The organism is Chelativorans sp. Marseille-P2723 (assembly GCF_902809845.1).
Lineage (GTDB): Bacteria > Pseudomonadota > Alphaproteobacteria > Rhizobiales > Rhizobiaceae > Chelativorans.
The window spans coordinates 186,680-208,022 of record NZ_CADDWI010000008.1 but is presented as its reverse complement, the minus strand read 5'-3'; the positions used below and the strand labels follow the sequence as shown (position 1 = coordinate 208,022).

Sequence of the window (21,343 nt, the reverse complement as noted above, 5' to 3'; positions counted from 1 at the left end):
AAAACCGTTACCGGAATTCCTGGAATGCTCTACGGGAGGGTAGCAACGGGCACATGGTCTGAACTCTTCAGCCCCTCCCAGCCCTCATCGGGCGCGAAACGGGCTCCGTGCCGCTTCTCCAATTCCCGCAGCCGGCTGACGATGTTATCGATGCCGCGGCTTCGCGCATAATGCAGCGGGCCTCCGCGGAAAGGCGCAAAGCCGGTCCCGAAAATCATTGCCGCGTCGGCCTGCTCCGGATCCTCCACAATGTTCTCGCGCAGGAGCCGAACCAGAATGTTGAGCATTGGAAGTATGAGCCGGTCGGTCATCTCCGGATCGGCGCGCGGCGCCTCGGCCCCTTCCGACACCTTCACCTCCTCCTTCCGGGGTCTGCCCTTCTCGTCATAGGCATAAAGACCACGACCCGCCTTGCGTCCGGTTGCGCCTGACTCCACCTTCTGGACAAGCCAGGGAGGAATATCCGGCATGGGATCGGAAAGGCGCTCCTTCAGCATACGAGCCACTTCAAGGCAGATATCGAGGCCGATGCGGTCGGCAAGCTCGATAGGCCCCATGGGCATGCCAAAATCACGAGCCGCGCGGTCGATTTCCTCCTTGGGAATTCCTTCGTCAAAGAGAGTGAAGGCTTCCACCAGATACGGAGTGAGCGCACGATTGACAAGGAAGCCCGGAGCGCTCCTGACCGGCAGGGGCAGCCGGGAAATATCGCCGCAGAAGGCACGCGCCCGCATGAGCGTGTCGTCTGCCACACCCTCATGGGAGACGATCTCCACAAGCTCCATGCGCGTCACGGGATTGAAGAAGTGCAGCCCAAGGAAGCGCCCCGGGAACGGCAATCCTTCCCGCAGAACCTCCAGCGGGATGCTGGAAGTGTTGGTGGCCAGGATGGCATCCGGCTTCATGCGCGGCACCACGGCCTCGTAGACCCTCCGCTTGACCTCCGCCTTCTCGGCCACCGCCTCAATGACGAGATCAGCCTTTTCTACTCCGACACCCTCGAAATCGGGCATCAGACGATCAAGCGCGTCACGCTTATCCAGACTAGAGTGAAGCCGCTTGGCATAAAAGGCAGACGCACGCCCCACCGCCAGCGCAAGGGCCTTGGGGTCAAGGTCAGTCAGGGTGACGCTAAGGCCGCGTGCGGCGCACCAGGCTGCAATATCGCCGCCCATCGTACCTGCACCGATTACATGCACGCGTGAAATCCCGCTCCTTCCCTTGCCAAGTCCTTTAAGCTGTTCGCGCAGGAAGAAGACACGGATGAGGTTCTGTGCTGTCTGGCTGACCAGAAGTTGAGAAAAGGAGCGAATTTCTGCCTTCTGCATGGCCCGTGCGTCGCCACCATGCTCCTCCCACAGATCAATCAGGCGATAGGGTGCGGGATAGTGCTTCTTAGGGGCACTTTTCTCCGCCTCTGTCCGCATCCGGCTTGCAGCCATGCGGCGGGCGGGACCAAGGGCAAGGACGCCGGCTTTCAGCCCGCCTCCGCCACGCCGCAGCTTCCTGTCGATCGCCGCACGCACAGCGTTCGCCACGTGCCGTTCCTCCACAACATCGTCAACAATACCCAGTGCCTTCGCTTTTGCAGTATGTGCCGACCGACCCGTCAGCATCATGGTCATGGCTTCGACGGGATCGATAAGGGACGTAAGTCGGAAGGTACCACCGAGTCCTGGATGAAGACCCAGAAGCACTTCCGGAAAGCCGAAGCTTGCTCCGCGCACGGCTATGCGGTGCCTGCAGGCGAGCGCCAGTTCAAACCCAGCACCAAGGCAATAGCCGTGGATGACGGCCACTGTAGGCATTGCCAGATTGGCCAGCCTATCCACAATTTCGTGGGCGCGGCGCATCCGCTTTTCGACTTCCCCTGCGTCCGCAATACCGCGAAAATCGCGAAGATCCGCGCCGGCCGCGAAACCGCTTTTCTTGGCGGAGCGGATAACGAGGCCGCGAACGCTCAAATTGCGCAAATCATCCAGAACTGTGTGGAGTTCATCGAGGACCTCCTCGGAAATGGAATTGGCGCTTTCTCCTGCCCGGTCGAGAAGAAGCCAGACAATGCCTTCGTCATCGCTCGTATAGCGCCAATGAGTGAGTGCGCGCGTAGGTTCGCCTTCTGGCCCAAGCTCCATGTTGCGGCGCTCCAGAACTTGCCAGATTCTCCCTGATACCTCCATCACACCACCTCCAGCAGCATGGCGCCGCCCTGCCCCCCTCCGATACATTCCGTCGCCATGCCCTGCTTGTGGCCGAGGCGGCGCATTGCGTTTGCAAGATGTAGCACGATGCGGTTGCCGCTGGCGCCGACGGGGTGGCCAAGGCTGATCGCCCCGCCATCGACATTGAGCCGCTCGCGGTCGAGTGCCCCGAAGGGCGCGTCAAGCCCGAGAATTTCGCTGCAATATTCCTCGTCCTCCCATGCGGCCAGGCACGCGAGTACCTGCGCCGAGAAAGCCTCATTGATCTCCCACAAGTCGATATCGTCCCGGACAAGTCCGCGCCGCTTCATGAGCGCTGTACAGCAGAGCGTCGGCCCAAGCCCCATGACCGATGGATCGAGCGCGGCCCACTCGCTGTCGACAATACGCGCCATCGGCTGCAGGCCGTATTTTTCCACTGCCTCCTCGGAGGCGAGAATCACCCAGCTTGCACCGTCGGTAATCTGGGAGGAGTTGCCTGGCGTCACGCGCCCATGCGGCTTCTCGAAGGCCGGCTTGAGCTTTGCGAGCTTGTCCATGGAGGTGTCGGGGCGCACCCCATCGTCATGATCATACAGCCTCCCATCGGGCGTGACCGAGGCAATGACCTCCCCTTTCAGGTGACCTTCATTCTGAGCTCGGGCGAGCCTTTGGTGGCTTTCGAGCGCATAAGCATCCGCCTGCTCGCGAGTAATGCCGAAGGCATGACCGATGATCTCTGCTGTCTGTCCCATGCTGAGATCCGTCAGCGGATCGGTAAGTCCCCGCTCAAGCCCGATGACCGGCTTTATCATTTCGGGCCGGAAGCCACCGAGGGATGCAGCCCTTTCCCAAGCGGTCCTGGCCGTCGCGAATTGCCCGAACCAGCCAGCGGCCTTCCGGGACAGAACGAGCGGCGCATGAGATAGCGCCTCTGAGCCACCAGCCAGAATCAGTTCCGCCTCGCCACCTTCGATAAGGCGGAAACCGGTATCGATCGACTGCATGCCTGAGCCGCAGTTGATCTGAACGGTAAAGGCCCGCATCGCCTCACCCATGCCGAGCCGCAGGGCGGCGACCCGAGCGGGATTCATCTCATCCGCGATGACGTTGACACAGCCGAGGATGACCAGGTCGAAATCTTCCGGTGCCATCGGCTGTCTTGCCAGAAGAGGACGCCCGCATTGAACGGCAAGATCGACCGGTGTGAAAGGTCCGGGCTTTCCCCGCGCCCTGATGAAGGGTGTTCGCGCGCCATCCACGAGATAAACAGGTCGTTTCTGTGCTGCGGAGGATGCGCTTGTTCGGGGCTTCACCGCGGTGATACTGGTTCGACGCCCAACACCACGGCGTGAGGCTGGTCTCGACACCGGCTTGGCTGCTTCAGTCATTCTGATCACCCTTCAACCGTCAGATTCCGCAGGCCATCAGGAGAATAACGACCTTTGGACGGCTTGCCCACCGCCCCTGGGATGTCTGGCGCAACGCATCCGCCACTGCTTCGTTCCTACAGCGCGCCATCCTTGCCGACGCTTTAAGGCCGCTGTTTTCAATCCGGTGCCGCAGCTTGCGAGCGCGCATAATTCAGCATTGCTGGCGAACAACTTCCCCAGGCCGGCGTTTCGTTCGTGAAATCGAAGGAGAGTGACATGCCTACGGAAAAGACACCCCAGCCGCGCAACCTTAATCGCCAGACTGATCTGCGGGAATCAGATCTCGACGCTGACAGAATGGGAAGGAACAGCCTTCAGGGGGATGACCAGGAAAATGTGCGCAACGAGCGCCAAAGTCAGCCCGGCATGCGGGGCGAGCCCGACGAGATCATAGAAAGCTTTGAAAAAATGGATAAGGACAAGCGCGCTCGCACGGATCTCGGCAAAGGAAACAGGAGCGGCAAGTAAGGCCGTTCTTTAGCGTAAAGGCGCCGTATCCTGTTTCTGCATGGCAGCGGTGGCGAAGATGCGAGCGGCAGAGTCCAAGCCGGCCGGACGAGCCGGGCTTGGGCTCCGCGGCTTTGCGTCGTCAGAGCGCCGTGGAGATCTGCAACTCGGCGGCCCCATCCATGCCATAGATGTCGTCGCGGAAGTGCACGACACCATCACCTGTCGACCAGGCAGAAAAATAGACGAAATGAACGGGTACCGGATCGGCAACTGGGATGCGCACATCTTCCTTAGTCTGGATCGTATGTTCGATGGTCCTGCGGTCCCAGTTGGGCGTGTTGCGCAGGATCCAGGTCACCAGGTCACGTACGTTCTGCACGCGCACGCATCCGGAGGAATGGAAGCGTTCCTGATCCCGGAATAGGTTCTGCTGCGGCGTGTCATGCATGTAGACGGCATGCTCATTGTGAAAATCGATCTTCACCGAAGCCATGGCATTGATCCTGCCCGGATCCTGCCGGAACCGGTATCTGGTCGCCTCTTCAGTGGACCAGTCGACGGTCAAGGGATCAACCTCCCGGCCATCCGGCGCGATCATGCGGATGTTGTTGTCACGCAGATAGTTCGGGTTTTCGCGCATCAGCGGAATGATGTCGCGGCGCACGATGGAAACCGGCGCGTTCCAGTAGGGGTTGAGAATGATCTGGTGAATGCGCGAGGAGAGAATCGGCGTTTGCCTGTCGACCTTGCCGACGATCGCAGTATGGCGCAGCACAACGCGCCCGTTCTCCACCGCTTCGATTTCGGCTCCGGGAATGTTGACCATCACGTAACGCTGCTCGAGCGTACCGGACGAGACCATCTGCCGTAGACGGCCAAGATTGGTCTGAAGCTGGCCGAGGCGGACGGGCGCGGAAACATTGAGGGCTGAATAGGTGTAACGGCCGGTCGTCCCATCGGCCGGCAATCCGTGGCGTGTCTGGAACCGCTTCAGTGCCGCATCGACGTAAGAATCGAAGGCCGGGGACATGCCCGCACGCGGCGACAGATCGCCGGAAATCATCAGCCGACGGCGAAGAATTTCAACATCGGGATCGATGACGCCGATCTGGAGCTTCTTCGTTGACGGCACGGCCGGCCAGCCCCCGTTAGCAACGATCTGCGAGTAGTCGGCTATCGCCCGTTCGACGAAGCTCGCCGTTTCCGCGCTCAGAACCGGCATGTTGGATGTCACTCTGGTTGCGCTGGCGCTCACCTGCGCGTCGAACTGGTCATTCCATGCGCCCCGCCGGGGAGAAGCTAGAATCGCGTCTATCACATTCTGCGCGCTTGCGGCCCCTGTCAGAGCCGTCGCTGCTGCGGCAGCTCCGGCACCACTCAGAAAAACACGCCGGCTGGCTTTCATGGTAATCACCTCACCTGGAGTGAATCGATACGCCCCCGACGAAAATGCCGGAATTGACGTTAATTTTCTGCAACCGAAGCGGCACCCGTTATATAAAGCCTGTAAGGCGAGTATCGGCTGCCGGCCCCTCGTCCATGGCGGGAAAAGCTTTCAAGTAATTATGTTATTAACGTGGCCGCTCATGCTGGATAGCTGGGCGATTATTGGATGTTGCGCCTGGGCAACAGGAAGGCCGATGCCCCTTTGGAGACATCGGCCTTCACGAACGGCTGATGCGAAGAAGACCTCCTGCCGAAAGAATGGCAACACGTTACATGCGATAAGCGATGGTATCGTTCCAGAAGCGGTCGAGACGCTGTAGCGACCTGTTCATCTGACGGAACTCCTCCGCTTTGATGCCGCCTACATGCTCGATCGAGCCGATGTGCCGGTCGTAGAGGCTGGAAACGATACGGGCGATCTCATGACCCTTCGCCGTCAGGCTTATGCGTACGGAGCGGCGGTCGACGCGCGAGCGCTGATGATGCAGGAAGCCCATGTCCACAAGCTTTTTCAGATTGTAGGAGACATTGGAGCCAAGGTAATAGCCGCGCGAGCGCAGCTCTCCGGCGGTCAGTTCCGCATCGCCGATATTGAACAGGAGAAGTGCCTGGATGGCGTTGATGTCGCTGCGGCCCTGACGCTCGAACTCGTCCTTGATCACGTCTAGCAGCCGGCGGTGCAGACGTTCGACGAGCTGGAGCGCTTCCAGATAGAGGGAGCGAAGAGCTGTATCGCGCTCTTCGTTGACGGACTTACTGATCGCGGAACGCGAGTTGACCATGACTGAATGCCTTTCGTTTGACGCTGGTGAGTTTTTTGTTTTCACCTTGGCGCCAGCCTACGAAGGGCACCTAAAATTCGACTTAAACGCTAGGCTTAACAGCATCTTACGACGCGAAAGCCTGCCCTTAGGGCGAACAATGCGTTAACTTCGGTTAATCGGCCCGCCGCTGCCTGAGATAAAGCATCCCCCGCATCACGGCAAAACATCCGAAAGCTGCCATATGCAGCACGAGAAGCAGCGGCCGGCTGCCGTAAAGATCTGGAAAGAAGCCGTACATGGCGAATTCCATAGCCACGCAGAGGAACCAGACCACCGCCCCCCAGGAGGCAAGGAGCCACAACCCCACCGCAGCGAACGGAAAAAGGACTGCCAGCGGCACCGCAGCCATCTGCCAGTGGAACGGCATTAGATCGACACGCCAATGCGCTCCCTCGAAGAAACCCAGGAGCTGCACCCAATAAGCTGTGCCGAAGGCAAGACATGCCAGGGCCACCACACGCTGAAACACCTGCAGTCCGTGTTCCAGAGGCGTCTGCCGTACCGGCAGTCTGGCGGCCGTCTCTTCCATCAAAGTTGCAGATCTCCTTCGGCAAGAGGTGCAAAATAGGAATCGATTGTGGCAGTTTCCACTTCATAGAGCGAGGCCGGTTTCCATTCGGGGGCGGACGTCCTGTCGATAATGGTTGCCCGTATGCCCTCGTAGAAGTCGTTGTTGACGAGCATGCGGTTTACGATACGAAATTCCATACGCATGCAATCCTCCATCGAAAGTCCTGCCGCCTGCCTAATCTGCCGGAATGCGACATGGATGCTTGTAGGCGAGTTCTTCATGATCGTGGCAAGCGTCTCCTGGGCGAATGGATCGCCGGCCCCGCTTGCGCGCGAAAGGCTTGCCAGACATTCTTCCAACGTCGCATGGGAGAAATGGCGTTGTGCCGCGTAAAATCTCGCTTCGTCCCATTCCGGCCGAATGGCAAAGGGCTCGATCGCGCGATCCGGTTCGTTGTCAAGGACAAGCCGGTCAAGAAGATTCGGCAGGTCTGCGCTCTTTACTGCGTGTGTGGCAAGACCCGCACCAAGCGCGTCGCCCCAGCCGACCCTATTGCCTGTCAATCCGAGATACATGCCATAGGCACCCTGGCGTGACAGGAGATAGCTCCCGCCTACATCCGGAAAGAAGCCGATGCCAACCTCCGGCATGGCAAACTTCATACGTTCCGTTACGACGCGGTGCGACCCGTGAAAGGAGACGCCGACGCCTCCACCCATGACGATGCCGTCGATCAACGCGATATAGGGCTTGCAATAACGGGCAATGGCAGCGTTCAGACGGTACTCGTCGGCGAAAAAGGAGATGGGTGGCTTGCCAGAGCCCCGTGTGCGATAGACCTCCATAAGGTCGCCGCCCGCACTGAATGCCCGCCCTTCCGCCTTTATGATGACGATTTTGACGGCATCATCCTTTTCCCATTCGTCAAGGGCCCTGCTTATCGCATGGATCATCGGATAGTTGAGCGCATTGAGGGCAGCAGGCCGGTTGAGCGTGATCACACCTGCCCTGCCACGCCTCTCCAACAAGATTTCACCGCTTTCTTCGATCGTTTCTTCCACCGGACCTTCATATCCTGCTGCCAGACCTACCCCGTCAGTGATTAGGTGGGCAGCCATGTGCCGTCAATGCGTCGCGCCCGCATCAGGAGATCTTCCGGCTTTCCACTGACGGCACTGTTCCCGCATATTCTGACGTGGTAGAAGTCGCTGAAATCGGAGAATGTGGCCGTGAACAAGATTATCCGCGCCAGGGCACGAATGCGCAGCGTTGACGAAATCACCGGCAGCCGGAGACTGCGCCGTATGCGCAAGGCCGACTGGTCGCGCAGGCTGGTGCGCGAGACGCGTCTTGCCGTTGAGGACCTTGTGTGGCCCGTCTTTGTTACCGAAGGCGAAGGCCGGGAGGACCCTGTGGCTGCAATGCCCGGCGTGTTCCGCTATTCCGTCGACCGGCTCGTCAGGGAGGCGGAACGTGCCGCCGCGTTGGGCATCCCCGCTATCGCCACCTTCCCCAATGTGGAGTTGGAGCGGCGGGACGAACGCGGCTCGGCCATTCTCGACCCAGATAACATCATCAACCGGGCGACACGCGCAATCAAGGAAGCTGTACCGGAAATTGGCATCATCACCGACGTGGCGCTCGATCCTTTCACCAGCCACGGCCATGACGGGATATTGAAGGACGGCATCATCCTCAATGACGAGACCGTTGCCCATATCGCAGAGGCTGCGGTGCTGCAGGCTGAGGCTGGAGCCGATGTGATCGCGCCATCCGACATGATGGACGGGCGTGTTGGCGCCATCCGCGACGCACTGGACAGTGCCGGTTTCCAGCATGTGGCGATCATGTCCTATGCGACCAAATTTGCTTCTGCCTTCTATGGTCCCTATCGCGAAGCGATCGGCACGGGTGGACTGCTCAAGGGAGACAAGAAGACCTACTACATCGACCCCGCCAACACCGATGAAGCTTTGCGCGAAACCGACCAGGATCTGGCCGAAGGTGCGGACATGGTGATGGTCAAGCCCGGCCTTCCTTATCTGGACATCATCCGCAGGATCAAGGACACTTTCGCGGTGCCCACTTTCGCCTATCAGGTCTCCGGGGAATACGCGATGATCAGGGCGGCAGCCCGGAATGGATGGATCGACGGGGAGAGCGCGATGATCGAAAGCCTCACCGCCTTCAAGCGGGCCGGGTGCGACGGAGTGCTCACCTATTTCGCGCTTGAAGCTGCCGAATTGTTACGCAAATCCTGATGCCTTCAGGACTACAGAATCTCATCTAAGATCCATTGCGGCCTTGGGATGCTTGGCCGTCTATGCGCCGTAAGCGTAACTTCCTTTTGTCGCCCGCCAATGGGCCACGGCGAATCCCAAAACGATGAGCGCGGCGCCCTGGTGAGCAAGCGCCCAGCTCAGCGGCACCACCATAAGCAAGGTCGCAATGCCGATCGCAGCCTGGAGCAGCACGAGCAACAGAAGAACGACACTCCGTCGCGCGTGTGTGGTTCCGGGCTCTGCGCGCCAGACAGCAACTGCATGCCAGGCAGACACTGCCAGAAGTACATAGGCGCCGAGGCGGTGCACAAATTGCACGGTCTTGGGATTCTCGAAGAGGTTTATCCAGAACGGTTCCTGAAGAAAAAGACCCTGCGGGATCAGTGCGCCATCCATTAGTGGCCAGGTGTTATAGGTCATGCCGGCGTTAAGCCCGGCCACCAGCCCGCCAAGATATATCTGGACAATGAAGCCTACGACGAGCCAGAAGGCGAGACGCCGCGTCCCCTCCATTGAAGGGCTCTGGCTGTGCGGAGCAAGTCCCCGCGCCACCGCCATGACGGCGGCAAAGATGATGCAGGCGATGGTGAGATGCGTTGCCAGCCGGTACTGGCTTACGTCAACCCGGTCGATGAGGCCGGACGTAACCATCCACCAGCCGATGGCGCCTTGTAGGCCACCAAGCGCAAGGATCCCGAGAAGCTTCGGCTTGAGATGATTTTCTAGCCGGCCGGTGAACCAGAAGAAAGCGAGCGGCAATGCAAAAACGAACCCCACTCCCCGCGCCAGGATTCGGTGCGCCCATTCCCACCAGAAGATGACCTTGAACGCGTCAAGGCTCATGCCTCTGTTGATCTCCTGATACTGGGGAATCTGTCGGTACTTGTCGAATTCCTCGATCCATTCAGCATGGCTGAGGGGCGGTATGATCCCATGGATGGGCTTCCACTCCGTGATCGACAGCCCGGAGCCGGTAAGCCTTGTCGCGCCTCCGACGAGCACAAGAGCGAACAGCGTAACAAGCACCACATAGAGCCACATCCGCACCCAGAAGCGGTTGCGCTCCAGTTCGGTGGTGCGGGCAGGAGAGAATCTCAGATCGGTAGCCGTCATCGTCATATCCGGCTAGGTGAACGAATGCTTGCGTGCTTGCAAGCCTGGAAGGGCGCGACATGCCGTCGCCGCATGCGGCAATCTGAGCCTGTTGAAAGCAGGCCGATTGATCTATCAGGGGCTGCAGAGGATTCTTGTGATGCCCATACGCCTGAAAAAATTTATCGGCATGGTCCTGCTGGTTCTGCTGGTTATCATCTATGCGATCGTATCGACGGCTATCGCCGTGGCACAGCTTGCCGACAAGAGCGCCTATGTGCACCTCGTCTTCTATCTGGTTTCCGGGCTTATCTGGGTGCTTCCAGCCATGCTCATCATCAAATGGATGGAAGGCAAGCCGCGCACCAGCAGGGACTAGACGCTTAATGTGTCCGTTCGTCATCGCTTTAGCGGAACTCGACTAACTTGCGCTGGCGTTCGGAAAAATTGTTCTTCTCCAGCCGGAAGAAGCTCTCCTTTAGGCACATCGAATTTTGATTCACCTTTTTCTGCTAAGCACCTAGAAACTCTAGGGGTATGGCGATCCGATGATCGAATTCCTGTCCGCAGCGGCGCAAAGGCCGCAGGATGAGATCTGCACGGGAACCGGATGGTCGGCAGAGGTTCTCACGGCCGACGATGCCGCGCTGAAAGCCTATGAAACTTTCGCGCAAAACGCGGTCTTTGTACCGCCGCAGCACCCGTTGTGGACACGGTCCTGGCTTGAGGGAAAAGAAGGATTGATCGCAGTTCTTTCGGCGGGGAGCGCTCCGGTCATGGCGCTTGCGCTTGAGATCGTGCAGAAGAACGGCTTTCGGCTCGCCCGCTTTCCCGGCGGCACGCACGCCAACGGCAATTTTCCCGCGCTCAAGCCGGATGCGTTAGCCGAGCGGAACCAGTACCGGTCTGCTCTGCGCACGCTTTTGTCCGAAATCCGCAAAAACCGGTCTGACGTCGATCTGCTTGCGCTGGAACGGATGCGGACAGATTTTGCGGGATCTGCCAACCCACTCACCGCACTCCCGCATGCGCGCAGCCCCAATGTCTCCCTTGCAGCCGACCTTTCCAGCGGCTTGGAGGGGCTTCTTGAAGGTCCAAGCGGCAAGAGGCGGCGCAAGAAGCACCGCTCACAGCACCGGAAGCTGCAGGCTGCGGGCGGGCACCGCCGTTTCACCGCCTCGTCCCCAAGCCAGGTGGATCAGCTTCTCAATCTCTTCTTCGCGCTGAAACGGAAACGGCTAATGCGCTGCGGGCTGCCCGATATCTTTGGCGACCCTCATACGCAGTCAAGCTTCCGCCGTCTTTTTCTCGGAGCACTTGAAGAGCTTCACCCGCCCTTCGTTCTGCACGCGCTGGAGGTTGGCGGCAAGGTCCGCGCTCTCACAGGCTCAAGCCGCACAAGCAACAGCATCATCTGCGAGTTCAGCACCTTCGCGCAGGACGAGCTCGCAAGCGCCAGCCCTGGCGATTTCCTGTTCTACCAGAACATCGCCGAAGCTTGTAACGAAGGGCTTGCCGTATACGACTTCAGTGTCGGAGACGAGCCCTACAAGCGCGCATGGTGCGCAATCGAAACGCATCATGTTGATGTCTATGCCGGACTTACCTGCAAGGGTCGTTTTCTCGCTGCTACCTATTTTGCGGCTACGGCCATAAAGCGTACGGTCAAGCAGAACCCGTGGCTGGCGCCCCTAGCGGCAAGGCTGAGGAACTACTGCTCCCCCAGCAATCAGGCGGCATCACGTCCCGGAGGCGCCGCCGGAGGCACATAATTCTTAGGTGTTACAAGGAGCGGCTCCTTGAACCCCTTCTTCTTCAGCGCTTCCGTTATCTTCGCAACGTCCTTCTCGTCAGGCTCAAGAACGCTGACAAACAACTGTGCGTCGTCCTCGCTCAGTGTCTTCAAGGCCCCCGCGTCGGCCGAGCCGCATTCGACGACTACAACATCATAGGCGATAGTAAGGGAGTTCATGATGATCGGCATGCGGTCAAATCCGCGCATGGCCTGTTCAGGGTCTGCGGTTCCAACGGGAATAATATGACAACGCGAATAGAGATCGGCATGTATGACGTCGGCAAATTGCGCTTCCGCCGCAAGCAGGTTCGTGATGCCGGGATAGGATTTGCTTTCCAGCATTGGCAAGGAAGCAGCGCCAGAAGCGGTAAGGTCAAGAAGCAGAACGCGCAACCCTGTATCGGCCACTTCACGGGCAACCAGAACCGCGGTTGCCGCTGCCTCGTCGCCCTCAGGCGAGATGAAGATCGCACGCACCACGCCGGTGGAGATCAGCATTTCGGCGGCTGCCTGCACCCCCACCTCCTCCCGGGGCCGCAACTCAGAATGAAGCTCAGCCGGAGCCGGTTCGGGCACGGCTGCAACCTTGGGGACTGGCAGGGCCGACGGCTCATGGATGCCGGTTGCGTAAACACCCTCATCGCCCGTTGCCGTCATCCCGGCCGGACGCAAGGCCCTGCCGCTGAAAAGCTCCCGCAAGAGCACGAGGATCACCATCATGAGCAGAGAGGCTGCAAAGGCGGCCAGGGTGATTGGCAGCACCTTGGGGAAATAAGATTCGGCAGGCATGGTCGCGCGCGAGAAAATGCGTGCATCGACGGGCAGATAATTGCGCTCGCTGCGTGCGGCAGCCTCGCGGTAGCGGATCAGATAACTCTCCAGGAGATCCCGCTGCGCAGCCGCCTCCCGCTCCAGGGCCCGAAGCTCCACCTGCTGTCTTTCAGCGCGCGCCGCCTCGGCCTTTAGCCGTTCAAGCTCGACGCTCATCTCTGCCTCTCTCTGGCGGGCTGTTTCCGCCTCGGCTTCCAACGCTTCCACCACCTTCCGCGCTTCAATAAGGATCTGTGCATCCAGATCGGCAAGCTGTGACTGCAACGCGCGAATGCGAGGATGATTGCCGAGGAGCGACGTGGAAAGGTCGGCGATCTCTGACCTGAGTTCCACCTGCCGCTCGCGAAGGCGTTGGATAAGACCGGAAGCGAGGACATCGGGGAGAGTTTCCGGCGCCACGCCCCGTTCCAGCGCCGCGCTAACGGCCTCTGCCCTCGCCTCGGCAGCGGAACGGCTCGCGCGTGCACGCGACATTTCGCTGGAAATCTCGGCAAGCTGCTGCGTGGCCAGAACAGTGTTGTTCTGCGCAAGGGGAAGGTCCGAACTGGCGCGGAATTCCGCCACTCGCATTTCTGCATCCTTCACTCGTTCGCGAAGGTCGGCAATCTCCGGCTCCAGCCATTCGGTGGCGTCTACGTTGGAGCGCAGCTTCGCCTCGCGCTGGCCTGCGACATATGCATCCGCAATCGCGTTTGGGATGCGGGCGGCCAGCTCCGGATCCTCGGAGGAAAACTGAACAACAATAACACGCGAATTCTCAACCCTGTAAACGGTGAGTTTCTCGCGCATCGTGCGCAGCACCCTCTGTTCGGTTGAGACGTGGGTGGCACTCTTCAGGCCGATCGCCACAAGGAAGCGAGAGAGGACCGAATCGCGGGGAGAGAACTCGCTTTTCGATGCAAGATCGAGCTCTTTTGCCACTTCCGCTAGAATTGGCGTGGAGGTCACGATCTCCACCTGGCTGGCCACACTTTCATCATCAAGAGCCGAGCGGTCCTCGGCACCGGTGACCTGCGGGCGCGTATAGACAGATTCACCTGTTTCAATGAGAACGCGTGTTTCGGATCTATAGAGCGGGGTTGCGAGCGACAATAGCAGGAATACGACCGCCGTGATCGCCAGGGCTGCAAGAAGCAGGCGCAGCCAATCGCGCTTTAAGCCGGCGAGGAGGCGGCTGAAGTCAACATTGACGTCCCCGGCATAACGCTCGCCGCTATTCATGTGTCGTCCTCCGAAGCCTCGCGGCCAAGGTAAACTGCCATGGTAACCAGCAGGTTAATCGCGCTTCTTGAGTTAACCCGAACGAGCAGAATTAGGCATTTACCGTGCATTAACCGTGATGGCTGGATAACAGGCGAAATAGACGCTGATGTGGCGCCTTCGTGTTCCTGCTGACCAAAAGAGTACAGATTCGGTCATGAAACTTCCGGTTTGCCTCCTCATGGTGCTCACGGTGGCAGGGCTCGTCGCTGGTTGCACGGGTTATCGTCCGCCTCCTCCAGCCTTCCACGAAGCTCTTTATCAACCTTATGTGATGGATTCGGGCGACCGGCTGCGCATCACAGTCTTCGACCAGGACAATCTAACCAACACCTACAGCGTGGACCAAGCCGGATATATCTCCTTCCCCCTGATCGGGCCCGTCCCTGCGCGCGGTCATACAGCCACCCAGATCGAGAGTGCGATCGTGCAGAAATTGCGCAATGGCTATCTGCGTGACCCCGATGTGACGGTCGAGATAGACCGTTATCGCCCCATCTTCATCATGGGCGAGGTAGGGAGCGCCGGACAGTATTCCTATGTTCCCGGCATGACGGTGCAGCAGGCGATTGCTGCTGCCGGAGGCTTCACGCCCCGGGCTAATCAGGGCACCGTCGATGTCACCCGCCATATCAACGGACAGGTCATGACGGGGCGCGTTGTCACCTCCGATCCACTGCTTCCCGGCGACACCGTTTACGTGCGCGAACGGCTTTTCTGAGAAGGATTTGCCAACTCCCGGTGTGAAAGACGTGCGTATCGTTCACTGCTTCCGTTCCCCGGTTGGTGGTATTTTCCGCCACGTTCGCGATCTGTGCGAGGCACAGGCGGCTGCGGGGCACAAAGTAGGTATTATTTGTGATTCAACCACCGGCGGTGCTTTTGAGGACCGGCTGTTCCAGCAGATCAGCGGCTCGCTTGCGCTAGGCATCGAACGGACGCCCATGCAAAGGCATTTGGGCTTCGGTGACCTTGACAGCGCGCGGCGCATTCTTCGTCTCGTTCGCAGCATGCAACCCGACATCCTGCATGGGCATGGGGCAAAAGGCGGCGCTTACGCCCGGCTATTCGGAACCGCGCTTAAAGCGCGCGGGCGCCGCGTCGCGCGGTTCTATTCGCCCCATGGCGGAAGCCTGCACTACGACAAGCGCTCAACCGCCGGCCACCTCTTCTTCATGCTCGAAGCGCTGATGGCGCCGCTCACGGACTACATATTCTTCGTGTCGGAATATGAAAAACGTGCCTTCGAGGAGAAGGTGGGACAACCGCGAGCGCCGGCCAGCGTCATCTATAACGGGCTACGGCCGGAAGAATTCACGCCGGTCCCAGACGCTTCCGGCGCCGCCGATTTCCTCTATGTGGGCATGATGCGCGATCTGAAGGGACCGGATCTTCTCCTCGACGCCCTTAAGGAAGCGGAGCTGCGAACCGGACGCAAGCTCTCAGCAGTTATGGTGGGGGACGGACGCGATCGGGGAAAATACGAAGCACAGGCGGCCGCCCTCTGCCTGTCGGATCGGGTTGCTTTCCGTGACGCCATGCCCGTAAGGGCCGCATTCAGCCTTGGCCGCATCATGGTCGTGCCCTCTCGCGCGGAAGCCATGCCCTATATCGTCATGGAAGCCCTGGCCGCAGGAAAGCCGGTCGTAGCGACCGCAGTGGGCGGCATTCCGGAAATCTTCGGCGGAAGTTCCCCCGCGCTTGTTGCACCAACAGTCGAAGCGCTTGCCGGGAAGATGGCCGCTGCGCTTGCCGACGAGCCTGCATGGCGCGCGCTGATGCCCCAATACGACGCGCTCAAGGCGCGGTTCTCGGTGCGGGTAATGACTGACAGGATTGCCGAGGCCTACCAAAGTGTTTCCACTGCGGAAAGCTGAAACGGATATTTGCAGCCATCCAATCAATGAATTCTTTAGATGCGCGGGTTACCAGCCGATAAACGGCTTTAGTGAACCATGAGCAACGTCGAGTACAAGCACCGTCCTGCATCGACGGTGGAAATCCTGCCGGAGTCCCGGGCGCGGCGGCCGCGGCCGAAACTTAACGCCGTTGCACGGCAAGTCGCGGAGCACTACCGCCACGACAACACCTCTCCCGTGATGGTAAGCGGCTTCATGCGGATCATAGAATTTGCGTTGCTGCTTCTGGCTGGCATGGCGATCTATACCGCGCATGTGGGGCTATCCACTCATCTATCATGGGAATACCCGGCGAGCATTACGATCGTCTCGCTGGCCACAGTCATAATCCTCGAATTCTCCGACGCCTACCAGATGCCGGCGCTGCGCAGCCCTGCCTCACAGGCAGGACGCATCCTTCTTGCATGGTCGGCGGCTTTCGCGCTTTTGACCATGGCGCTGTTCTTCCTCAAAATCTCGTCGGAGTTCTCCCGCCTCTGGCTGGCGGCGTGGTATGCCAGCGGACTTTCGCTGATGTTCGTGCTGCGCCTTGCTGCGGCGCGTCTCATACGCCGTTGGGCGAGAAACGGCCGCATCGAGAGGCGCGCAGTAATCGTCGGTGGAGGCAAGAATGCGGAGACGCTGATCCGCTCCATCGAACGGCAGCCTCATAACGACATCCGCATCTGCGGCATATTCGATGATCGCGATGACAGGCGTTCACCGCCAGTGGTCGCAGGCTACCCCAAGCTCGGCAACGTCGAGGAGCTGATCGAGTTCGCGCGCATCGCGCGGATCGACATGCTTATCGTGTCCATCCCGCTTACCGCGGAGGCGCGGGTACTGGCCATGCTGCGCAAGCTCTGGGTGCTTCCCATCGATATCCGTCTTTCAGCGCATTCCACGCATCTTCGTTTCCGGCCGCGCGCCTATTCCTATATCGGCTCGGTCCCGATGCTCGATATTTTCGACCGGCCGATCAATGACTGGGACTCAGTGGCCAAGCGCGCCTTCGACATTGTCTTCAGCCTTTTGGGGATCGTGCTCTTTGCTCCAATCATGATTGTCACGGCGATAGCCATCAAGCTCGACAGCAAGGGACCGATCATCTTCAAGCAGATACGCCATGGCTTCAACAATGAAGAGATCGAGGTCTACAAGTTCCGCTCCATGTATGCGGACAAGAGCGACCCCACGGCCCGCAAGGCGGTGACGAGGGACGATCCTCGGGTGACCCGTATCGGACGTTTCATCCGCAAGACGTCCATCGACGAATTGCCGCAATTCTTCAACGCGCTCTTCGGATCGCTCTCGCTGGTCGGCCCACGGCCGCATGCGGTGGCTGCCGAGGCGCACAACCGCCTGTTCGATGAAGTCGTGGATGGATATTTCGCACGCCACAGGGTGAAACCGGGCGTCACCGGATGGGCTCAGATCAATGGCTGGCGAGGCGAACTCGACACGGAGGAGAAGATCAGGAAGCGGATCGAATACGACCTCTACTACATAGAAAACTGGTCATTGTGGTTCGATTTGAAAATCCTTCTGCTCACGCCCATCCGCCTGCTCGACACAAGAAACGCCTATTGAGCACTGTTCTCACCCGAAACAGCAACAATCGCCCGCCTACCCTGCGGCGAGGGATCATTGACGCGCGGCTGATTGAAGTGGTGCGCGCATCCGCGATCGTTCTGGGCGTCTTCCTTTGCGGTTTCGTGGTGCGCGAGCCTGCGCCCTACGAGATCTACATGGTCGGGCTCATGGGCCTGTGGGGGCTGTTCGGATTGCGTTTCACGCGGCACGTGATGCCGCTGCTCATCCTTCTGGTGCTCTTCAACATCGGCGGCATCATCTCCATGAGCCAGCTTGCCGATCTGAACGGCATTCCTCTTTATATTGCTGTCTCACTTTTTCTTGCCCTAACCGCCGTGTTCTTCGCCTCGGTGGTGGAGGCGGAGCCGCCTCTTCTCCCTCTTATCTTTCGCGCCTGGTCGGCGGCGGCGGTCGTCACGTCAGTGTTCGGCATCCTTGGCTATTTCCGGGCCTTCCCGGGCGCCGAGATGTTCACGCGCTACGGACGGGCAGCAGGCGTGTTCGAGGATCCCAACGTCTTCGGGCCATTTATCACCCTGCCCGGCATCTTCCTCCTCCACCATATGATGACAGGCCGTCCTCGCACGGCGTTTCTGGCAGCCCCCGCCTTCCTCATCATCACTCTCGGGGCATTCCTTTCCTTCTCACGGGGCGCATGGGGCCTTTTTATCGTCTCCGCCGCGATGCTGACGCTAGCCCTGTTCATCCATCACCGCAGCGTTACCCTCCGGCTCAGAATAGCGACCATGACCGGCGCGGCACTTGCCATAGCGGCCGTAACGCTAATCGTCGCCCTCCAGATTCCGGCAGTGGCCGAGCTCTTTTCAGAACGCGCGCGGCTGGTACAGGACTATGACGGGGCGCGGCTTGGCCGTTTCGCCCGCCATTGGATCGGCTTCATGATGGCCATCGAGCATCCGCTCGGCATCGGGCCGCTAGAATTCGGCCAGATGCTTGGTGAGGACACGCACAATATCTGGCTGAAGGCGCTGCTGGACTACTCGTGGCTGGGCTTTGCCGCCTGGCTCATCCTCATGGTCTGGACCTTAGCGGCCTGCTTCCGCATCCTCTTCCGGGTTCGCCCCTGGCAGCCCTATCTGCTTGTCACCTACGTGGTCTTCGTCGGCCACATCCTTCTTGGAACCGTGATCGATACCGACCATTGGCGGCATTTCTACCTGATTCTTGGCATGCTCTGGGGCATGCTGGCGCTTGAGCAACGTCACCAGTCTGCGTTGCGCGAGGGAAAAAAGGCGGAACCCAGCGCCAAATGACGCGTTCGCCTCCACAAGCCGTTGAATGATCGGCAGGAATGGAGATGAAAAATGCTGCGAGCGCTGGCTTTGTGGTTCCTTGGTGTTCCAGTCGTCGTGATCATCTTGCTCTACCTGTTCGTCTTCTGAACAGGGCAAGGTCCATCCTTGTCGCGGAACTGGTTACCAAAATGGGAAAGATGGTCGGAGCGGCGGGATTCGAACCCACGACCCCTTGACCCCCAGTCGCGTGAGCGAACTGAATGATATAGCAGTTTCAGCCACTTGCGCGATTCCGTTTTACATTGCCAGCCTAAGAGACCCCAGCAAATACGCGCGGTTCCGGCGTCAAGTGTAAAATGAAATGACCGGTGACAAGACGAAACCCCTCCGCCTCAAATGGTCCCGCACCTGGCCGGATAAATCGGAGGATTTCGTCTGCCACGCGGACGGAGTCGACGGGCCTGTCGGGCGCATCTACAGCAGCACCAAACCCGGCGCGGTGACCAAGCACTGGCACTGGGCCGTAAACGGCTACCTGCCTGATCTTAATGTGCATCTGTCCAATCGAGGCGTGGCCGACACAAAGGACGAGGCTGCTCGCGCGGTCGAGGCGGCATATTTCCGCGTTCGGAGAAATAGCGCTTAGGCGATTTTACCGCTTGACACATAGGGCAAATTGCTCTATGTTTAAATCATCAACAGGGGTTGATACCCGCGCCTCGGGGGTCATCGGAGGCTCTGGAAAGGACCAGGACGATGCTCAACACTCTCATCACCTCGCAGCACTACATTGACGAAGAGATCGTCGCCCAGAAGATGGCGGCTAATGACTTCGAGGTGCAAGTTTCTCCCGCGTTCGAGATTGGCGGAGAGATGTTCCGGGTTCTCATGGACGGGCACCACAGCCTCGCCGCAGCTCTCAACGCTGGCGTAGACCCCATCATCGTTGAGCAGACTGCGTCCGATAACGACAGGGTTGCCCTGCTGCAGAACGGCGATATCGAAACGTTTCTCGAAGCCTGCTGGATGGATGGCGAGTACCGTTATGCGGTGAGCGGAAAGGCAGTTTGGTAATGCCCTACATACTCCACATCCCCGGAGAGCCTTCACGCGCTCTCCGCTGGACAGTCCACGATAGCCGGTCCTCCTATGGGGCCGGCGTACTTGTCTTTCGCAACAGCCGCGATGTGCTGGATGGTGCGACTTTCAGAATGCTTCGGGATGAGCTCGGAGCGTGGCTAGAAACAGACAGGCCGGGGCGCGCCCGCTCTGCGCTCGCATTGCTGCAAGATGAAAGCCTTGGAGAGCCGAAATGACCGTTGAAGATATCATGCGCGAGGAGCGCGAACAGACCCTTTCTGAGCTGGACAGGCTGCCGCTGCCAGAGGCCGCCAAGGCTGATGTTCTTGCCTTCTGTGCCTCGGTACAGGAGGCTATCAACCAGGTCGTAGCAAGCCTTGATAGGCCGATCGATCAGCGTGTAGTGCCTGCCGCTCTAGCCCTAATGCGCGATGAAATGGAGCGACTGAACCGTCGCTTTGTAGAGGCGGCGCTTGCTGCTCCGTTACAGTGATGTACGACTGGGAGACCGATCCGCGCCCGCTCTCCGAATGCCTTAAGGCATGGCAGGTGGCCCTGAACGGAGGCAAGGAATACGGCGCGCGCAAGGTCGGGCAAGAGGCTTTGCGGATCAAGAGCGCGGATACTTATGCCGGACTGCTTAGGGGCAGGCCCACGCCTTATGAGCCGACAATCCGCCGTCTGATGACGCTGATCGATCAACAGCAGGCAGTCGGGTATTCACAAGTCACAGCTAGCAGACTATAGACGGCCAGCCGTGCTGCTCCCTCCCAAGAGCGGCGTGGTTAGGCCCGGCAAGCCACCCCATAAACCCATGCCTGCCGGGCCGCTACAATTGGGGGGGGGACCAATAAGTGCTATGGGAGAAATGAGCGAAGATCAGCTTGCCTTGATCTGTCAAATAGAGATCGGCAAGCAATGGGAGGAAGCCACGGAAGCAGAGCGGCAAAGATGCCGGGAGATCGCCCGCGAACTAAAAGAAGCGATCAGCGCTCCTTGGCCGACGCATCTTGCAGGCAAGACTGAGCATTGAAATGCCTGGGCTCACTACTGCGGCCTTCGTCCATTCTGCGCCGCCTCGATCCGCTGCAATATTTCTCTCGTCACCTTCATGTCGGCGGCTAAAGCGTTCAAGGCCGCCTCCACGGCTCGCATGGCTGTCGCAGCATCGGACGCCTGCTTTTCCACATTGCTGATGCGCAATTCGTGATTGTCGAGCATACGGGCCGTTGTCTCCAAGGAGGTGACACGGCGGTCGAGACGATCAATCGCGCCCAGATTGGCTGCCTGCCCGGAGCTCATCCGCTCCCATGTCGCGCCCCAGGCTGCTACGCCGGCGAGCAAGCCGAACAGCAGGACGATCGTATTCAAGTTCCACTCGAATCGCCATGTCGGCGCTCTCATTGGCATCT

The 21,343-nt window shown here is 59.4% G+C and carries 22 protein-coding genes; 13 read left to right on the top strand and 9 right to left on the bottom strand.

The window, feature by feature from the left end:
• Window positions 1–29: 29 nt before the first annotated feature.
• On the bottom strand, window positions 30–2,180 hold the full coding sequence (locus tag HUS57_RS02850; protein WP_173932243.1) for a 3-hydroxyacyl-CoA dehydrogenase NAD-binding domain-containing protein: 2,151 nt from the start codon (window positions 2,178–2,180) through the stop codon (window positions 30–32).
• Window positions 2,180–3,571 (bottom strand): acetyl-CoA C-acetyltransferase, encoded by a 1,392-nt coding sequence (locus HUS57_RS02845; protein WP_173931424.1) that lies wholly within the window; start codon window positions 3,569–3,571, stop codon window positions 2,180–2,182. The genes HUS57_RS02850 and HUS57_RS02845 overlap by 1 nt, the downstream gene beginning before the upstream one ends.
• A 258-nt stretch (window positions 3,572–3,829) precedes the next feature.
• Here HUS57_RS02845 and HUS57_RS02840 point away from each other — a divergent pair, with 258 nt between their 5' ends.
• Window positions 3,830–4,081 (top strand): hypothetical protein, encoded by a 252-nt coding sequence (locus tag HUS57_RS02840; RefSeq protein WP_173931423.1) that lies wholly within the window; start codon window positions 3,830–3,832, stop codon window positions 4,079–4,081.
• A 121-nt stretch (window positions 4,082–4,202) separates the two neighbouring features.
• On the opposite strand, the gene HUS57_RS02835 is transcribed toward HUS57_RS02840, so the two are convergent.
• The 4 genes from HUS57_RS02835 to HUS57_RS02820 form a co-directional block, all read right to left on the bottom strand.
• Window positions 4,203–5,468: a L,D-transpeptidase family protein gene (locus HUS57_RS02835; protein WP_173931422.1), complete on the bottom strand. Its 1,266-nt coding sequence runs from the start codon at window positions 5,466–5,468 to the stop codon at window positions 4,203–4,205.
• Between the two features lie 310 nt (window positions 5,469–5,778).
• On the bottom strand, window positions 5,779–6,291 hold the full coding sequence (locus HUS57_RS02830) for a MarR family winged helix-turn-helix transcriptional regulator (RefSeq protein ID WP_173931421.1): 513 nt from the start codon (window positions 6,289–6,291) through the stop codon (window positions 5,779–5,781).
• 154 nt (window positions 6,292–6,445) lie between these two features.
• Window positions 6,446–6,862 (bottom strand): DUF6163 family protein, encoded by a 417-nt coding sequence (locus tag HUS57_RS02825; protein WP_348640552.1) that lies wholly within the window; start codon window positions 6,860–6,862, stop codon window positions 6,446–6,448.
• On the bottom strand, window positions 6,862–7,962 hold the full coding sequence (locus tag HUS57_RS02820; protein ID WP_173931419.1) for an enoyl-CoA hydratase/isomerase family protein: 1,101 nt from the start codon (window positions 7,960–7,962) through the stop codon (window positions 6,862–6,864). Before HUS57_RS02820 ends, HUS57_RS02825 begins: the two co-directional genes overlap by 1 nt.
• A gap of 111 nt (window positions 7,963–8,073) precedes the next feature.
• Here HUS57_RS02820 and hemB point away from each other — a divergent pair, with 111 nt between their 5' ends.
• Window positions 8,074–9,105 (top strand): porphobilinogen synthase, encoded by a 1,032-nt coding sequence (gene hemB / locus HUS57_RS02815; RefSeq protein WP_246727716.1) that lies wholly within the window; start codon window positions 8,074–8,076, stop codon window positions 9,103–9,105.
• 60 nt (window positions 9,106–9,165) lie between these two features.
• Here hemB and HUS57_RS02810 read toward each other — a convergent pair whose 3' ends face one another.
• Window positions 9,166–10,239, bottom strand: coding sequence for a COX15/CtaA family protein (locus HUS57_RS02810; RefSeq protein WP_173931418.1), 1,074 nt, complete (start codon window positions 10,237–10,239; stop codon window positions 9,166–9,168).
• Between the two features lie 139 nt (window positions 10,240–10,378).
• On the opposite strand from HUS57_RS02810, the gene HUS57_RS02805 reads away from it, so the two are divergent.
• Window positions 10,379–10,597 carry a DUF2842 domain-containing protein gene (locus tag HUS57_RS02805; RefSeq protein ID WP_173931417.1) on the top strand — a complete coding sequence of 73 codons (219 nt, stop codon included), beginning with the start codon at window positions 10,379–10,381 and terminating at the stop codon, window positions 10,595–10,597.
• A 169-nt stretch (window positions 10,598–10,766) separates the two neighbouring features.
• The gene (locus HUS57_RS02800) at window positions 10,767–11,990 is read left to right on the top strand and encodes a GNAT family N-acetyltransferase (protein WP_173931416.1); all 1,224 of its coding nucleotides are present in this window, start codon (window positions 10,767–10,769) and stop codon (window positions 11,988–11,990) included.
• Here the strand turns inward: HUS57_RS02800 and HUS57_RS02795 are convergent.
• Entirely contained in the window at window positions 11,948–14,065 is a 2,118-nt protein-coding gene (locus HUS57_RS02795; protein WP_173931415.1) for a Wzz/FepE/Etk N-terminal domain-containing protein, read from the bottom strand. The genes HUS57_RS02800 and HUS57_RS02795 overlap by 43 nt on opposite strands.
• 196 nt (window positions 14,066–14,261) lie before the next feature.
• On the opposite strand from HUS57_RS02795, the gene HUS57_RS02790 reads away from it, so the two are divergent.
• From HUS57_RS02790 to HUS57_RS02750, 9 genes are all read left to right on the top strand, one after another.
• Window positions 14,262–14,825 carry a polysaccharide biosynthesis/export family protein gene (locus tag HUS57_RS02790; protein WP_173931414.1) on the top strand — a complete coding sequence of 188 codons (564 nt, stop codon included), beginning with the start codon at window positions 14,262–14,264 and terminating at the stop codon, window positions 14,823–14,825.
• A gap of 7 nt (window positions 14,826–14,832) precedes the next feature.
• Window positions 14,833–15,981: a glycosyltransferase family 4 protein gene (locus HUS57_RS02785; RefSeq protein WP_246727715.1), complete on the top strand. Its 1,149-nt coding sequence runs from the start codon at window positions 14,833–14,835 to the stop codon at window positions 15,979–15,981.
• Between the two features lie 78 nt (window positions 15,982–16,059).
• The gene (locus HUS57_RS02780; protein WP_173931413.1) at window positions 16,060–17,592 is read left to right on the top strand and encodes an undecaprenyl-phosphate glucose phosphotransferase; all 1,533 of its coding nucleotides are present in this window, start codon (window positions 16,060–16,062) and stop codon (window positions 17,590–17,592) included.
• Window positions 17,589–18,869 (top strand): O-antigen ligase family protein, encoded by a 1,281-nt coding sequence (locus HUS57_RS02775; RefSeq protein WP_246727714.1) that lies wholly within the window; start codon window positions 17,589–17,591, stop codon window positions 18,867–18,869. The genes HUS57_RS02780 and HUS57_RS02775 overlap by 4 nt, the downstream gene beginning before the upstream one ends.
• 343 nt (window positions 18,870–19,212) lie before the next feature.
• On the top strand, window positions 19,213–19,497 hold the full coding sequence (locus HUS57_RS02770) for a hypothetical protein (RefSeq protein ID WP_173931412.1): 285 nt from the start codon (window positions 19,213–19,215) through the stop codon (window positions 19,495–19,497).
• Window positions 19,498–19,607: 110 nt separating this feature from the next.
• Window positions 19,608–19,925 carry a hypothetical protein gene (locus tag HUS57_RS02765; protein ID WP_173931411.1) on the top strand — a complete coding sequence of 106 codons (318 nt, stop codon included), beginning with the start codon at window positions 19,608–19,610 and terminating at the stop codon, window positions 19,923–19,925.
• A 238-nt stretch (window positions 19,926–20,163) separates the two neighbouring features.
• Window positions 20,164–20,424, top strand: a complete 261-nt coding sequence (locus tag HUS57_RS02760; RefSeq protein ID WP_173931410.1) for a hypothetical protein — start codon at window positions 20,164–20,166, stop codon at window positions 20,422–20,424.
• Complete coding sequence (locus tag HUS57_RS02755) at window positions 20,424–20,678, top strand: hypothetical protein (protein ID WP_173931409.1); 255 nt, start codon at window positions 20,424–20,426, stop codon at window positions 20,676–20,678. Before HUS57_RS02760 ends, HUS57_RS02755 begins: the two co-directional genes overlap by 1 nt.
• Window positions 20,679–20,799: 121 nt before the next feature.
• Window positions 20,800–20,964, top strand: coding sequence for a hypothetical protein (locus tag HUS57_RS02750; RefSeq protein WP_173931408.1), 165 nt, complete (start codon window positions 20,800–20,802; stop codon window positions 20,962–20,964).
• 14 nt (window positions 20,965–20,978) lie between these two features.
• Here the strand turns inward: HUS57_RS02750 and HUS57_RS02745 are convergent, their stop codons facing one another.
• On the bottom strand, window positions 20,979–21,335 hold the full coding sequence (locus HUS57_RS02745; RefSeq protein WP_173931407.1) for a hypothetical protein: 357 nt from the start codon (window positions 21,333–21,335) through the stop codon (window positions 20,979–20,981).
• Window positions 21,336–21,343: the final 8 nt, after the last annotated feature.